The organism is Nostoc sp. CCY 9925 (assembly GCF_963920935.1).
In the GTDB taxonomy this organism is placed as follows: domain Bacteria; phylum Cyanobacteriota; class Cyanobacteriia; order Cyanobacteriales; family Nostocaceae; genus Nostoc.
Window position 1 is genome coordinate 115,645 of record NZ_CAWUDO010000002.1, and the last position, 16,739, is coordinate 132,383.

Annotated in this window: 12 protein-coding genes; 8 read left to right on the top strand and 4 right to left on the bottom strand. The window is 42.2% G+C overall.

The features are described 5' to 3' along the window. Nucleotides 1-163: 163 nt before the first annotated feature. The 8 genes from kdpA (at nt 164) to ACM0OY_RS01720 (ending at nt 10,100) form a co-directional block, all read left to right on the top strand. Nucleotides 164-1,909: a potassium-transporting ATPase subunit KdpA gene (gene kdpA / locus ACM0OY_RS01685; RefSeq protein WP_414567163.1), complete on the top strand. Its 1,746-nt coding sequence runs from the start codon at nt 164-166 to the stop codon at nt 1,907-1,909. 286 nt (nt 1,910-2,195) lie between these two features. Continuing rightward, entirely contained in the window at nt 2,196-4,337 is a 2,142-nt protein-coding gene (gene kdpB, locus ACM0OY_RS01690) for a potassium-transporting ATPase subunit KdpB (RefSeq protein WP_414567164.1), read from the top strand. A 98-nt stretch (nt 4,338-4,435) separates the two neighbouring features. Further along, complete coding sequence (locus ACM0OY_RS01695) at nt 4,436-4,705, top strand: potassium-transporting ATPase subunit F (RefSeq protein ID WP_414567165.1); 270 nt, start codon at nt 4,436-4,438, stop codon at nt 4,703-4,705. Then, nucleotides 4,705-5,343: a K(+)-transporting ATPase subunit C gene (kdpC, locus tag ACM0OY_RS01700; protein WP_414567166.1), complete on the top strand. Its 639-nt coding sequence runs from the start codon at nt 4,705-4,707 to the stop codon at nt 5,341-5,343. The genes ACM0OY_RS01695 and kdpC overlap by 1 nt, the downstream gene beginning before the upstream one ends. A 510-nt stretch (nt 5,344-5,853) precedes the next feature. Next, on the top strand, nt 5,854-6,228 hold the full coding sequence (locus ACM0OY_RS01705; protein WP_414567167.1) for a TrkA C-terminal domain-containing protein: 375 nt from the start codon (nt 5,854-5,856) through the stop codon (nt 6,226-6,228). Further along, nucleotides 6,221-6,556 (top strand): hypothetical protein, encoded by a 336-nt coding sequence (locus ACM0OY_RS01710; RefSeq protein WP_414567168.1) that lies wholly within the window; start codon nt 6,221-6,223, stop codon nt 6,554-6,556. The genes ACM0OY_RS01705 and ACM0OY_RS01710 overlap by 8 nt, the downstream gene beginning before the upstream one ends. Before the next feature lie 30 nt (nt 6,557-6,586). Then, on the top strand, nt 6,587-8,029 hold the full coding sequence (locus ACM0OY_RS01715; protein ID WP_414567169.1) for a hypothetical protein: 1,443 nt from the start codon (nt 6,587-6,589) through the stop codon (nt 8,027-8,029). A gap of 292 nt (nt 8,030-8,321) precedes the next feature. Next, nucleotides 8,322-10,100: an iron uptake porin gene (locus ACM0OY_RS01720; RefSeq protein WP_414567170.1), complete on the top strand. Its 1,779-nt coding sequence runs from the start codon at nt 8,322-8,324 to the stop codon at nt 10,098-10,100. Nucleotides 10,101-10,210: 110 nt separating this feature from the next. Here ACM0OY_RS01720 and ureG read toward each other — a convergent pair whose 3' ends face one another. The 4 genes from ureG to hetF all read right to left on the bottom strand — a co-directional run bounded on the left by ureG (nt 10,211) and on the right by hetF (nt 14,656). After that, complete coding sequence (gene ureG, locus ACM0OY_RS01725; protein WP_414567171.1) at nt 10,211-10,813, bottom strand: urease accessory protein UreG; 603 nt, start codon at nt 10,811-10,813, stop codon at nt 10,211-10,213. 101 nt (nt 10,814-10,914) lie between these two features. Next, on the bottom strand, nt 10,915-11,607 hold the full coding sequence (locus ACM0OY_RS01730; protein ID WP_414567172.1) for an urease accessory protein UreF: 693 nt from the start codon (nt 11,605-11,607) through the stop codon (nt 10,915-10,917). Continuing rightward, complete coding sequence (gene ureE / locus ACM0OY_RS01735) at nt 11,582-12,028, bottom strand: urease accessory protein UreE (protein ID WP_414567173.1); 447 nt, start codon at nt 12,026-12,028, stop codon at nt 11,582-11,584. Before ureE ends, ACM0OY_RS01730 begins: the two co-directional genes overlap by 26 nt. A 114-nt stretch (nt 12,029-12,142) precedes the next feature. After that, nucleotides 12,143-14,656: a cell division protein HetF gene (gene hetF, locus ACM0OY_RS01740; protein ID WP_414567174.1), complete on the bottom strand. Its 2,514-nt coding sequence runs from the start codon at nt 14,654-14,656 to the stop codon at nt 12,143-12,145. Nucleotides 14,657-16,739: the final 2,083 nt, after the last annotated feature.

The following is a 16,739-nucleotide window of genomic DNA, read 5'->3' on the forward strand; positions in this document are numbered from 1 at the left end:
TAAATATTAATTTATACCTTGTTTTCCTTAACAAGAAGCTTCATGATTGACTTTAAAAGCACATATTCATAAACAAGCAAATAATTCTGTATCTTTTGGTTGTTGACAGAAGCATATCTAATAATCATTTCAACCTAATTCATGTCGGAGTTTGACTAATCCAATGCTAGAAGGATGGATTCAAATTATATTAACGCTAGTAATTGTAGTAGCAATTACTCCGTTTTTTGGGCGCTATATGGCGGGTGTATACCTAGAACAAAGTACTTTTCTCGACCCAATTTTAAATCCCGTTGAGCGAGTGCTTTATTCCTTGGTTGGAGTTAAAGCCAAAGAAAATATGACGGGTTGGCAGTATGGGCGAGCAATCTTGTATAGCAATGTTGCAATGGGGTTGCTGATTTTCTTGATTATCATGAATCAAGGATGGTTACCATTAAACCCAAACAAGATAAATGCCCCAACTTGGGATACAGCGCTGCATACTACTATTTCCTTTATTACTAATACTAACCAGCAGCATTATTCTGGTGAAACTTACATGAGCTATGCCAGTCAAATGTGGGGACTTGGTTATCACATGTTCACCTCAGCGGCCACTGGTTTGGCTGTGGGAATTGCTTTTATTCGGGGTTTAACTGGTAGACCGTTGGGCAACTTTTATGTAGACTTAATTCGCTCAATTACGCGAATTTTGTTGCCTATTTGTATTGTTGGCGGGATTGTTTTGATGGCGGCTGGCGTTCCAGAAACGCTGGCGGGTGTAGCGGTGTTCCCCACTTTGGAAGATCCTAACATTAGTCAGGCGATCGCTCGCGGCCCTGTTGCCCATTATGAAATTATCAAACAATTGGGGGAGAACGGCGGCGGCTTTTTTGCCATCAACTCGGCACACCCCTTTGAAAATCCCAGCGGATTTTCTAATTTAATTCAAATTGTCGCCATGCTTTCAATTCCCACTTCCTTTATCTACACCTATGGCTTGTTTGCTAACAACACTAAGCAAGCTTGGTTAGTCTTCGGCATGGTGGGTGTGCTTTATGTAGTATTTATTATCGTGACAGCTATTGGCGAATACAACGGTAATCCGGCTGTGAATGCTGTGCTGGGAAGTCAGCAACCGAATTTGGAGGGTAAAGAAGTCCGGTTTGGTTGGGCAGAATCTGTGCTATTCGCGGTAAGTACAACTGCTACCATGTGCGGTGCGGTCAACAGTTTACACGATTCGTTCATGCCTAACGGCGGTTTTATTACCCTTTCCAACATGTTCCTGCAAATTATCTGGGGTGGACAGGGTACAGGAACGGCTTATTTATTTGCTTACCTGATTCTGGCTGTGTTCGCTACAGGGCTAATGGTGGGACGCACACCAGAATTTCTCGGACGCAAAATTGAGAAACGGGAAGTTGTGCTGGCTAGTTTCTTGATTTTGCTAGTTCACCCGATCGCTATTATGATTCCCGCAGGTATCGCCTTAGCATTTCCTGACCAATTATCAGGAATTAGCAATCCCGGCTTCCACGGTTTTGCTCAAGTGATTTATGAATACGCCTCGGCTGCTGCTAACAACGGTTCTGGGTTTGAAGGCTTGGGGGATTCTCAACCTTCACCATTAGCGATCGCTACAGGCGCAAAAACCACTGCAACCGCCTTGTGGTGGAATCTAAGTACCTGCTTTAGTTTACTAGCAGGACGTTATATTCCTATACTGGGTTTACTCTTCTTAGCAGATAGTATTTCTCGTAAGCAAGCTGTTCCTTACACCAGTGGGACATTGCGAACTGATACCGGACTATTTACAGGGGTTACCGCAGGGGTGATTTTAATTCTAGGCGCACTGACATTCTTCCCAGTGCTTGCATTAGGCCCCATTGGTGAAGCGTTTTTTATCGCTAAAGGTATTGGGTAGGGAGTGGGGAGTAGAGAAAATTATAGAAACTCGTTAATCCATCTTTGATACTCATTAATCCACCTCAGAACTCCGTTAATGAGTCTTTGATACTCATTAATCCACCTCAAAGACTTATGCCTCATACTCGATCCCCTCATGATTTAGGCAAAATCATGAAAAAACGAACTGCAAAGGACGCATAGACGCGGAGCGGCTTCCCGCAGGGTAGGACACAAAGAAATAAGAATTTTAGAGAGTTTTTGCGTAAGTCTTAGCCCAATCTCCCATTTTCATAATTTAATTTATGCCAATTACTACTAATTCTCCTTCACCGCGTGTTCCATCGGGAACTCGTGACTCGCGTAAGCACACCCCCAAGGCAGATATGCGGGGGCTTTACCAGAGAGCAATTCGTGAGTCATTTGTCAAGCTCGATCCGCGAATTACTGTTAGAAATCCAGTCATGTTTGTTGTTTGGGTGGGAACAATTGTTACCTTCCTTGTGACCCTTAACCCAAATGTTTTTGGCACAATCCAGGCAGATGTGAATCAACAACGCTTGTTAAATGGGTTGATTACCTTTATTCTGTTTTTCACACTGGTTTTTGCTAACTTTGCCGAAGCTGTGGCTGAAGGACGGGGCAAAGCTCAGGCTGATTCATTAAGAACGACGCGATCGGATACCATCGCTAATAAAATTCTCCCTGATGGTTCAGTTGAAAAAGTCAACTCTACGGAATTGCGGCGGGGTGATTTAGTAAAAGTGATTGCCAATAATATGATTCCCGCCGATGGCGAAGTAATTAAAGGCATTGGTTCAGTAGATGAGTCTGCAATTACTGGGGAATCTGCGCCTGTATTGAAGCAACCAGGTACAGATATTGCCAGTTCGGTAACAGGAGGTACACGCTTACTCTCCGATGAGTTGACAATTAAGATTACCGCCGATCCTGGCCAAGGCTTTATTGACCGGATGATTGCCCTAGTAGAAGGGGCACAACGCACCAAGACTCCCAATGAAATTGCCTTGACGGTATTGTTAGCAGTGCTGACACAGGTGTTCTTAATTGTCGTGGCAACAATGCCGCCATTTGTCAGCTACATCGCCAATTTTATCAGTACTGTATTTGGCGAACAGGCAGCAAATAGTTTGCGTGCGGGTGCTAGCGTGGCGATTTTAATATCGTTACTGGTAGCTTTGATTCCCACAACTATTGGTGGTTTACTCAGTGCGATCGGTATTGCTGGTATGGACAGAGTTGCCCAATTTAACGTCATTGCTACCTCTGGTCGAGCGGTGGAAGCTTGCGGCGACATCAACACTTTGGTGCTAGATAAAACAGGAACAATTACCTTGGGGAACCGCATGGCTGATGAATTTATTCCCCTGGATAATCACTCAATAGAAGATGTGGCGCGAGTTTCCCTAGCTGCTAGCTTATTTGACGATACGCCGGAGGGCAAGTCAATTGTGGCATTAGCAGAAAAGTCCCAGATTGTGGTAGATTTCAACATCGATAAAGCCGAAGGTGTGGAATTTTCCGCCAAAACCCGCATGAGTGGTACAAATCTGCCTGATGGTAAACAATTTCGCAAAGGTGCGGTAGATGCCATTAAGGGATTTGTGCGTTCTCGTGGCGGTTACGTTCCCGATGATATAGATGCAGCTTATGAGCGAGTTTCCCGGTTAGGGGGTACACCCTTAGCTGTTTGCCAGGATGACAAAATTTATGGTGTGATTTACCTCAAAGATATTGTCAAACCTGGTTTGCGGGAACGGTTTGACCAACTGCGCCGCATGGGTGTTCGCACCGTCATGCTCACAGGCGATAATCGAATTACCGCTTCAGTGATTGCCAAAGAAGCTGGAGTTGATGATTTCATTGCCGAAGCGACTCCAGAAGACAAAATCGAGGTGATTCGCTCCGAACAATCCCAAGGTAAACTGGTGGCAATGACTGGAGATGGCACCAACGATGCACCTGCCTTAGCTCAAGCAAACGTGGGTGTGGCCATGAACTCTGGGACACAAGCTGCCAAAGAAGCTGCTAACATGGTGGACTTAGACTCAGACCCCACCAAGTTGATTGACTTAGTAACTATTGGTAAACAGCTGCTCATTACCCGTGGAGCATTAACAACATTCTCCATCGCCAACGATATCGCCAAGTATTTTGCCATCATTCCCACCATCTTTGCTGCGGCTGGAATCGGCGCACTTAATATCATGGCACTCAAGAGCGCTCAATCTGCGATCGTCTCCGCGCTAATTTACAACGCCTTGATTATTCCAGCACTAATTCCCCTAGCACTTAAAGGAGTAAAATTCTTGCCTCTTTCAGCAGACCAACTCCTACGCCGTAACATCTTCATTTATGGCGTTGGTGGTATCATTGCTCCCTTCATAGCCATCAAAATTATAGATATAATCTTGCCCTTGTCTTAAAACTTCCAAATTAAAAAACCTCTCTCTTCTTAATCTCTCCGTGCCCTCTGCGCCTCTGCGGTTGGTTTTCTTAATCTTGAAAAACCCTAAATTTACTTATGAAACCCCCTCATATTCGACCAACCATCCCCATATCCCAACTATCTGAAGCAATAACTGAAATCTGGTGTCAATGGCGTAAACAAAAACTGCCACTGTATTTATTCCTAGCGATGTGCTTCAACTTAGTGGTTGCACCTGTAGTTTATGCAGCTACAAGCGAACAACTTTCCAAGAGTCAAGCTTGGGGAGTAGGACTGCTAGGACTGGTAACAGTAGGACTTTCTATTTATTTATTTTTTGTAATGTTTGTACCGGAGAAATTCTAATGAGTTTTGCACGCGAAGCCAGCAGAGCTATTCGTTCTACCCTGGTACTCTGGGTTATTGGAGCGATTATTTATCCTTTTTTGATGATTGCCATTGGGCAGATTGTGTTTCCCTTTCAAGCCAATGGTAGTCTACTAACAAATAGCACAGGTCAAGTTGTGGGTTCTGCGTTGATTGGTCAACCATTTAGTAGTGATCGCTATTTTAACAGCCGTCCCAGCACCACTAGCTACAGCACCGCCGACCCCAAAAAAGATGATGCAGGAGTTTTGCAAACCGGAGTTTCCGGTGCTAGTAACTTAGCTCCCAGTAATCCCGCATTACTAGAACGCATCAAAGGCAAAGATGACCCAGAAAAGAGCAAAAAAGTTGAAGGTGACTTCAATCGTCTGAAAACAGCAGGCGTCCAGCCGACAGCGGATCTTGTCTACACCTCTGGTTCTAGCCTTGACCCCCACATCACCCCCGAAGCCGCCAAAGCCCAAATTGCACGAGTAGCTAAAGCGCGGGGAGTTCAGCCGAACGAACTTGAAACCTTAATTGCTCAAAACACCGACGGTCGCTTTCTTGGTATCTTTGGTGAGCCTGGAGTTAATGTTTTGAAGTTGAATCTAGCTCTAGATAAAATCAACGGATAAAACCATGAAAAGTGCTTAAAATACAATACGGTTCAGTTAAGGCTAAAACTCTTGGTAAAATTCAATTTTTTTTACGAACCGCAAAGGACGCATAGACGCGGAGCGGCTTCCCGCAGGGTAGGACGCAAAGAGAAGAAAGAAATGCTTAACTGAACTGTATTGGCTTAAAATATTTATCTATTTAAGTTTTAGCTCCCCGAATTTTTAAAGAAGTTGGGGAGCTTGTTTTTTACAAAGGATGAATACAGCGTTTTTCAGGTAAATGAAGTATATGGGTAGGGGCGCACAGCTGTGCGCCCCTACTATCATCTGTACCTCACCAACTTGCAATCTGCTGTAATTGTTCGTGGTAAAAATATACAGCGTTTGTATATCTCTAAGTATATGCTTTTCTAACTATTAAGTAGATATATTTAAGTAGGATTTACATTCTTACAAAATATATCCATTCTAAATATAATTTTCTGTAGATTGTTGGACAATATTATTAGAGTTAAATAAAAGCATTTAGTGTTAAAAAACAAAAAAGCTTTAGAACCAAGTCTATTTGGTGTTTTAATCCAAGCAAATAGTATTTACTGTGGCATTCATTTAACTGAGATTCAGTTACCAGATCAATGTGCTTTTTTGGGAATTTTAAGAGAAAGTCAAGTGATTTCTGCAACAGATAATCCGATTATTTGTGCTGGAGATTATATCTTAGCGATCGCAATTCATCCAATGATGGTTCCCGCTCTCAAAGTCACTCTCAAAAAAATCCATTCTCTTTACTATTCCCTCAACAATTGTTTATTGGAATCTCGACCAACAGATAAACAATCTCTCAATTCAGATGATTCAGAATTTATTTCTCCAAAAGAGTGTTCATCAGTCTACCTTGATTGAAGTTAAAGCGATTGAAACAACACATAATCATACAAAAGCGCGGGATGGAGATATTCCCTTTATAGCAGTATTTTTGGCTCACGTTTGCTTCATGGTTGCTTGGGGAATCGTTGTTTATCTTGTTTCATATTTCTGCAAATCAATAGAAGATCCCCGACAAAACGTAACAGAGGATAAAGATGAAATAGTAAGCATCAAAACTGTACAGCCACATCCCTGTAAAAAATGCCATTTTTTTAACAACAATTCTTATCTCAAGTGTGCAGTGCATCCTGATATTGCTTTAACTAAAGAAGCACTCAATTGCTCTGACTACAAATCTAGATAGAGTTATTTGATTTAGCTTGAGTTCACATTTATGAATCTCTTTTTACGACCCCGTTTAAGAGATGTAGCAGAGACTATTGAAAAATATGATGAGAATTTCTGGGTAAATGGTCATGCTTTAAAAATTATCATTTTTGATGATTCTACCATTGTGAATCATGAGAAGTATTACCCACTTTTAGAACAAACTAAAACAGTCAATGATGTATTTTATGTTGGGCCGCATCAGAAAGAACAATTTATTACATTTTTAAATGAAAGACTGCGCGATCGCAAGCTAGAATCCCTAGTCAAAAACTTATTTCGTCCCAGCTATGGCGGTAATCGCAACTTCACCTTGATGTATACCCTTGGACATTTAATGGTCAGTGCAGATGATGATATGCGACCAGATGCATTGATTGAAACTAGTCCAGAGTCTTTAACAGGCGATGAAATTTGTCGAGGTAAACTAATCAAGTCCACCCAACAAGATGGCTTTGTGCATAAATCTTTTGATTTACTCACAGCTTTTGGTGATGTTCTCGGTCAAAAAGCCAGCCACGTACCAAAAAATTTTGAGACTGGAGAATTGATTATTGATACAGCAATGGATTTAGAAACCAATACTACCAAAGGTTACTTTCGAGAGAACAGCCTTTTATTGCAACAAGGGAGAGTATTGAATAATGCGATCGTTAAGATTGCCCAAACTTTTCGCACTGGAACTAATGATATTGATACACTTGATTTCGTTCATATGTATCTCAATGATGAAAATCAAATCAGTCCAAACGATCTGAATGATTTTTATATTCTCACTAATTTTAGACCTGTTATCACTAACAAAAACTGGAGAATGGATTGTGGAGTGGCTGGATATGACAACCAACTAGGTTTACCACCCTTTTTCCCAACTCGCCTGAGATTTGAAGATTATATCTACAGACTTTGGATACAGCAAGAAGGCGTTGTGGCTGCACATGTTGATGCTGTCCAAAACCATATTAGAAATAATTACATGCGTAATCCTCTGGCTAGCGAACTCTTTAATGAAGAAATATGTAGTTTGCTGAAAAAGAAGATTAAAAACAGCGTTTATCATCTTGACGACTTGGGAATCAAGTTTGATTACTCTGGTGAAGTTACCTTACAAGATTCTGAGGAAATCCTGCAAAAAATTTTTGCTATACACACTCAGGTACTTAAAGCTTCAGTATCTACCCAAAATGAAGAACGTAAGCAGTCTCTCCAGTTGTTTGCAGCGAACTTGTCGAGAGTATTTTATGGGTTTGAACCCGACTTTTTTCAGCAAAATGTCTCCAGAATTATCGACGATGTGATTAGCCAATTTCATGGCTCTCTAGAAATCTGGCCAACTCTCGTGGAAATCTGTTACTTTTACAAAGATAAAAAAGATCTACCGCAAATCAGAGTCAAAAATAAGAAGCTAAAGTCTAGAAATGGGTCAAAACCTAGCGAAATACCAGCATAAAGACTCTTTGGTGAAGTTAAAGTCAAAATTTAGGAAAATAGGATGATGAATCATCAATAGGCTGATAGCACTAGATTTTGACTTCTGACTACCAAGTGCCCAATGCTGACAACAGTTTATTTGAAAAACAAGCCATCTGCAAAAGTTTACGATTCTTCATCCGTAAATATTCTGTAAAACATAGCTGAGGTGACTACAATCTGATAATATTTCTACCAAGTAGAATAATTGCTTATTCTCTTTTTCTTGAACCCACTGATTTTGGGTCTTTTTTGGGAAAGGAAAATAAAAAATGTCTCATTTATTGTGGAAAACTCTGGTACTAAGTCCAGTAGTTTTGGGAGTGACGGTGTTGGTTTCCGCTAGGGCTTTAGCTACTGAAATAGCAAGCTCTTCTGAAGATGCAAAGGCAAAAGCTGTTCAGACGCAAGCACCAGAAGCTTTTGGCGCTTCACTATCGATGCAAACACAGCAACCAGCTGCCGATCAATTTGTGGTTGCCCAAGCAAAGACAGATGAGAATAAAGTCTTAGAACAAGTTAACCGCTACAGCAGCGAAGGCAAGAACCAGAATTCACTGTCTCAGGTCACATCTGTTTCTCAGTTTTCTGACGTACAGCCGACTGATTGGGCATTCCAAGCTTTGCAATCTCTGGTTGAGCGCTATGGTTGTATTGCTGGATACCCCAATTCGACTTATCGTGGCAATCGGGCACTTACCCGTTATGAGTTTGCCGCAGGTTTGAATGCTTGTTTAGACCGGGTTAATGAACTGATTGCCACAGCAACTGCTGACTTGGTGACAAAACAGGATTTGGCAACTCTCCAGCGTTTGCAAGAAGAATTCTCAGCAGAACTGGCAACTCTGCGTGGTCGAGTAGATGCTTTAGAAGCGCGTACTGCTGAACTGGAAGCAAATCAGTTTTCTACTACCACCAAACTAGTTGGTGAAGCTATTTTTGCCGTTACTGATATATTTGGCGGTAACACTGGCGATGCTAATAATACCGTCTTCCAAGATAGGGTACGTTTAGACTTGCAAACCAGCTTCACAGGTAAAGACGTACTACACACACGTCTGGCAGCTGGTAATGCAACAGCCTTTAGTCAAATAGATGATGGTGGTTTTCCTATTGATACTGCTGAAGGTACACAAACCTTTCAAATTGGTAGCACTGGTAACAATAGTGTAAGTATAGACTGGTTGGCGTATTACGTACCCATCGGCCCAGCCCAAGTTTACATTGCAGCCACCGGAGGTATTCACAGCGATTACGTTGCCACTAATAACCCTTACTTTGAGGACTATGACGGTGGTAATGGTGCCTTGTCTACCTTTGCTTCTGAAAGTCCCATCTATCGCATTGGTGGTGGTGCAGGTGCAGCATTTACTTTACCCTTTGGTAAGGGTGGTAACATTTTCAAACCAAGTTCACTGACCGTAGGTTATTTGGCGTCAAATGCTAATAATCCGGGGCCAAATCAAGGTTTGTTAGAGGGTAACTATGCAGCTCTGGGACAGTTGAACTTTAGTATTGGCGATAGCTTAGCGATCGCTGCTACTTACGTTCACGGTTATCATGGTGCTGGAGGCGGTAATTTATTCGATTTAGGTGGTGGTTTGGGCAGCACTAACCGCGTCGTAGGTACCGGTCAAGCTAACACCCTAACTGCCGTAAACGGATCTTCCAGTAATTCTTACGGCATATCAGCAGCCTTTAGACCCAGTGACAAACTCTCAGTTAGTGGCTTCATTTCTTACCATGATGTCACAGGCTTCGGCGCAGGTGATGATTATGAAGCTTGGAGCTACGGTCTTGGGGTAGCCTTGCCTGACTTTGGTAAAAAAGGTAACGTATTGGGGATTTTTGCTGGTGCAGAACCTTATGCCCGTAACCGAGCAGGCTTTGTTGGTAATGACGTACCTTATCACTTTGAAGGCTTCTATAGATATCGCGTGTCAGATAACATCTCAATCACCCCAGGGGTGATTTGGTTGACTTCTCCTGGCCAAAACAGCGCTAACGATGATGCAATTATCGGTACGTTGAGAACAACTTTCACATTCTAAAAATTTAGCAAAATAGTACTGAGTCACCGAAGAACTTTACTTTGGTGACTCAAATTTTTTATTTGTCATTTGTCATTAGTCATTAGTCATTAGCAAATGCCCAATGCCCTTTAACAAATATTTGTGCAGACAAAATTAACAACATCCGCAAGTCCTGATTGAGTTTTTAAATTAGTAAAAATAAAAGGTTTATTGCCGCGCATTTTTTTAGCATCTCGTTCCATGACACTTAAATCTGCACCGACATAAGGTGCTAGGTCAGTTTTGTTAATCACCAATAAATCAGATTTAGTAATGCCAGGACCACCCTTGCGGGGAATTTTATCACCAGCGGCAACATCGATGACATAAATAGTTAAATCCACTAATTCTGGACTAAAGGTAGCAGCCAAATTATCACCGCCACTTTCTAAAAATACTAAATCCAAATCGGTAAAACGTTCCTCTAATTCTTCAATTGCTGCTAAATTCATAGAAGCATCTTCACGGATGGCAGTATGAGGACAACCGCCAGTCTCTACACCTAAAATGCGATCGCTTGCTAAAGCCTGAGAACGTACTAAAAATTGAGCATCTTCTTGAGTATAAATATCATTCGTCACCACCGCAAGCTGATACTGCTCGCGCAAAGTCTTGCACAAAGCATCCACCAAAGCTGTCTTTCCTGAACCAACGGGGCCAGCAACACCTACTCTAAATGCGTTTTTTGTCATTTGTTATTTGTTATTGGTCATTTGTTATTGGTAATTTGTCATTGGTCATTGGTCATTGGTCATCAGTAAATAACAAAAGACGACTGACAAAGGACAAATGACTAACTCCTAAATAACCTCGTATATTGCGTTTCATGTTGCATACTTGCCAGAGATAAACCCCAACTCCAACAGCTGAGTTGTTCGTCTTCCAAGGCTAGGATTTCTAATGCCATATTACTAATTAATAATTGTAAATCTAGTAATAACTGCTGTCCTGCTGTTTGTCCCAGGGGAATCAGTTTGACGCCAGCTGTAATCAAATTATTTGCCCAAGTGTGCAGATATGCTAATAATCCGGCTTTGATGTTAATTTGCCAATGGGCAAGGGCGATGCCAAAAGCGATCGCATAATTGCAAGGATTACCTACAGCATTGGTTATGGGTACAATCTGCGGTTCTATTTTACCAAGTAATTGGATGAGCGATCGCCCCATTTGCCAACTAGAGGCGCGTAATTCTTCTGTTTCCCTAGCAGCCGAAAACCAGAGATTCCAAGAGCATAAAGACTCGACATCACCCATTTTTGCAGATTTCTCAGCTCGTACTATTACCGCTGCCTCTAGCCGAATTGCCCCGTAAGTTAATTGTGCTTCTAGCCAATGTTTGAGGTCTTCCTGGTTGGCGATCCTAGCATTTTCTACTAATGTTTCCAAGCCTTCAGAATAGCTATATGCTCCCACAGGTAAAGCAGGACTAGCCAGCTGTAAAATATTTAAAAAATGGCTATCAGTGAGCGTGATGGTGTTGTCCATAAGCTCCTAATTCTGGCTGAAACGGTAAAATTTCTTCTTTAACTTCTAATCCCAGTTGTTCCAACATTGCGCTTAAAACTGAATCTGAAGACAAGCGTAAATAAGTCGGGGTAATTTCTACAGGTACATGGCGATTTCCTAAATGATATGCTGCTTTGAGTAATAAAAGTGGTGTTTTAGCAAAGGCAGTCATCACTAGTTCTGGTTTAGCGGTAATTCTAATTAAACTGTTATCGGTTTGTTCTTGGAGAATATCGCCATCATGTAAGACAGTTCCTCTGGGTAAATGTAAAAATACAACCTTCCCGTCTTCGGTTTCAAAGCGATGACGGCTGCGGGTGCGTTCTTCTGCTGTTAGCGCTAGAGTTAAGGTAACTGCTGCATCGTAATTGGGTGGCTTGAGTTGGGTAAATGTCAACACCAGAGTTTCACCTGATCTAAAACCATCGACTCATAATCTTAATCTCTCACGGATGAACCTGTTTTAGATAGCTGATGTTGACCTTTTCCCTGGTGCAAAATTTTTAATGAATATTTACTCTTCTCGACTCTTCTCCTGAAGAAGCGATCGCCAATCTTTAATAGCTTTTTCTGTCCATAACCAATTTTTAGCTAATTTATCTACCTGGAAATTTACGCCATCGGATTTCATTACCATTTGTCTCAACTTTATCGCTTCATTCATATATTGTGCTTGTTTGCCACTAGATTCATTTAGTGCAGATTTATACAGTCCCAGAGCTAAACCAGCATAGGAAGTTAAAGCATCCTGAGGTAGTGGCGTCTTTGTGGATGTTGTAGTAGAAGGTGTATTCTGTGCTTTGAGAGCTAAATTTAAAGCTTTGAACCAAGAATCATTAGCGCGATTCAGATTACCTTCTACGTAGTAAGCAAATCCTAAAGCGTTATTATACAAAAGCGAATCAGGTTTAGCTTTGGCAGCGGTTTCCCAGTAACGACGAGCATCATCAACGCTATAGTTAGCATCTCCGGTCTGGATTGATTGCCATGCCAATCGCCCCTTTAAAAAGTTGACAGATGGATCGTCAACTTGCTTATTTGTAACTAGTTTCAAAGCAGTTTCAGCCGCAGCAAAGGCGCCACGATTGAGCAATTCTTCCACAGCAAACAACCCAGCTTGTAAATCGCCTTGGCTCAATTTTTCAGTAGCAGTGGCGGTAACGATTCCAGTTGGTGCTGTTTCTAAATCGATATTTGGTTGCTTTTCGATGGGTAAAGACTCAGTGGGAATTGCTGGTATCTTCGACAGATTTGCTTGCGGTCGATTTTGCCACCACCAATTTAAACCGATCGCAATTGCGATCGCACTTATTCCGATAACACCAAAAATCGGCCACAGATGACGCCGCCGAGTACGATTTCTAGATGCAGATGGGGTTGGCTGCGATCGACGAGAAAAATCAGAATTTTGCCAATGTCTTTCTGAGTTTCCAACAGTTTCAGGAGGCGGTGCTGGAATTTCTCCCCACAAATCTGCTTCCTCAAAAGAGGAAGTCATTTCTTCTGAAACCTGCCTATTTGGAAGACTATTTTCGTGGATTTTTTGCTCGATTTCTGTAGAGGATTTTTGCTCATCCAACCGCCGAAACAAATCCGAAACGATGGCCGAATCTTCCGCATAACTTGGGTCATCATACTCGATTTCATCAACGAGATCGCCCCAAGTATCTTCGCCTAGCCAATCCAAGCCAGAAGAATCACGCCCCAAATCAGCAGGAATCATTTCCTCAATTCCTAAAGGCATTTCCGGATCGTCTGCGATCGCAGCATACATGGAACTGGGAATTGTCCCTACAGGCGAACTATACTGGTTGAGCGACTCCGGACTTTGAGGTAAACCAGTTTCGTGGCTCAGAAAACCGTCAAATTCTGGCTGGAGATACAAAATTGGCAATGCCCAGTACATTTGGTGAGAACCATAGGCAGAAATTAATCCTTGGCGCACCCGACTAACGCATAAATCTACTGGATACCCCTGACTCAAATTGCGGTAAAATAATTGCGTGAGTGTCAGTGCCACTTCATCAGGAATACGCTCTGACATTGCCAAAACACTGGCAATTCCTCGTTTCACAAGACTTTCTGCCAGGTTACGTTCACCAGTATCTCCAGAAGCACCAAAGGCAGCTGTGTAAGCTCCCAAGCAGGAATTAAACACTGCCATCTGGATGTTGTTATTGACGAGCAAACCTGCCAAATCATCTCCAGTGAGAATTTCCGTTAACCCAGTTCTGCGGCTGGCAAGATAAATTTCTCCGCCATTGGGGCCTAAGTTACTATGACCAGAATAGTGTAGAACATGATATCTGCCTTGCTCTAAAGCTTGGGTGAGTTCCTCACGTCCTGGTTGGTCTAATACAGTGAGTTCAATTTCTGGGAGATGACTGCTACCTTCAGCAAATCGTGTTGCTGGACGCGCAAGTTCCGCTTGCAGTTTGATTGCTTCCTGTTTGAGTAGGTCAAGGCGGACTTGATCTAAGGGCGAAGCAATTACCATCAATACTTTGACACCACTTTCTTCTAGCGGCGTAAAACTATTTGGGGATCGCAAACGAGAAGCACCCAAAATTCCACTTTGGAAACGAGAAAAAGCGACATAAGGGCCAGTGGCTAAGGGGCGATCGCCTGCGTGCATCACTTCCCAAGGCAAACGAGCTAACCTAGTCTCTTTCAGCCCCAAGCGTAAGCGGAGTACTTGTTGGTGATTCTGGGCAATACCTTGGGCAGTAATCCAACTATCTCTAAGAGTGCCTTGAAATAGGGCATTATATAATTGTTGACCCAATGCCACCAAATTCACAGAATTTCTCGCAATATCGCTTTCCCGCCCGCTAGATGCGAATGCATCTCCTTGTAACACCGACTTCAATGGGTCATTCATCAAATGCCCAGCAGCCATCAACCAATCAGCTACAGGCCAAGTCACCAATTCTTCTGCCAATGGCACCCCAGGCGCGACTTGTTCCGTCCGCACCAAGTAGTCGTTTTGCCCTACTGGGGTTACGGATATGTGGAATTCCTGGGTCACAGCTTCTCCTGCTTGCCTCCTAAATTCGGTTTGAAACGCAAAAGTTTCAAGTCGATTTTTCGCTCCCTCTGATAACTTAGATGCATCCCGCCCTTGAATGTTTCTGATTTTTAGTTGTTTTGGCTTTTCTACCTTTACAACTTTATCCGGATTGGATTACTTGGATCTAGAACACTTTATTGGTAGATGCACCTTGATCTTCAACTCCCCTAGTAGGCTAACACCCACTGGGGGTTTTTTTATTTTGGCAAACAACAGCAACCTCTAATATCAAGTTCGTGTGAACAGTTAAAGTTAGAACTAATACCCAGACACAAAGAGAATTCGGAGCGCCAGCTTTTGCCGATTTCAACTTGGGAGGACGCTCTACGCGGGGAGCTTAGAATTATACAGCAAATTTAAATTTGGTGAAGTACACAACCTTAGCTCGAAAAATCAAGTATAAGCCTTATTTTGCTGCCAAATTCCGGATTATGAATTCTGAATTATGCTGTAAGTAATTAAACTAACTTGACATAACGCAGATATTCTCCACCATAAAATAATGCTTAACTTTAGAATACTTGATTGGCAGATGAATGTACCTCGATCTTTAACTCCCGTAAATCGCTTAATATCCACTATTACAGCACGGCAAAAACCCAGCGACCATCTCAATTAACCAGACCAGGGGCTTAAGCGCCCTATCTTGATAAGATAGGCAAAAAGATAGGCAAAGTTCTGCCAAGTATAGTAGTTTTTGTTTGACACACAAAAATAATCAAGTTTCTGGGAAATTTATCCGGAACATGATGGTTAAAGCTAGAACATTTAATTGGTAGATGCACCCTGATAACTAGCTCCCCTGGTAAGCTAATAGCCACTGGGGGTTTTTTTTGCTCATCACACACCTATTTTTCAGGTAGCGCACTAATCATTGAATAATTGGTAGGTTTGACTGTGCCAATTTTAGATTTTAGATTAAAAATTATTTGAGTTCATGCCGCCCGTAGTGGGCAAAACAAATCCAAAATTTAAAATCCGACGCTTTATGACTCGCTAACGCTGCGCTATCAAGCCCTGTAACCTTCTGTCGTCTTTAATCTAAAATCGGCAATCTAGCTTGAAAAGCCTTGTTCTTCACCCTTGGTATTGGTGTAGCCAGAGGCTCGCAGATACGGAGAATTGCTACTCTATTGCCGCAAGCCTTAGGTCACGTAAGCACCCTACGAAAAGCCACTCTTTGGGCGTCTACCCACAAGTCGGGAAACCCGTCCCAGCGATTGGCTGAACTTTTGGCAAAATCCAAAATTGGTTGACCTGATAACTAACCCCTCTGATTGGCTAACACTTGTTGAGAGTTTTTTTTCTGGTGAGTAAACAACAATAACCTCAACTTCTGCATAATTTATCCGGTGGATAGCCATTAACTTGAGAAAAAAGAATTGGTAGATGCACCCTGATAACTCAACTCCCCTGGTTGGCTAAGACCCACTGGGGGTTTTTTTTGTTTGGAACCATTGAAGAATTTTAGATTTTAGATTTTGGATTAGGGTTTTTCGGTTCAGACCAAACTCTTTTGTAGACAAAACAAATCTCAAACCGAAGCCCAGTAACCTTGTGATTGGGATGAATCTAAAACAGGCTCGCGGGCTTGCTAACGCTACCCTATCAGCAATTCCAAATCTTGTTGGAGTTTGAGCATTTTCTCCGGAACATGCTGGCTGCCCCTAGAAAACATTATTGGTAGATGCACCCTGATAACTCACTCCCCTAGTAGGCTAACACCAACTGGGGTTTTTTTATTTTAAAAAATAATTGACCTTTGTACAAATTTATCCGGAGTATGGTGTTCAACCTCAGAACATTTAATTGGTAGATGCACCCTGATAACTAACTCCCCTGGTTGGCTAACACCCACTGGGGGTTTTTTTATGCCTAGAGGTACATTAGCTTGTTGTTAGACATCATGAGCCTCCATAAATTGCCACATACCCAGAATGCACCTTCTTACTACTGCTGGTAGACCTTCAATATACCCTTATAGCCAGCTTAGAGCAAAACCTAGTCACCCAATCCCTGTATCGCTTTCTTTTTATTTTTA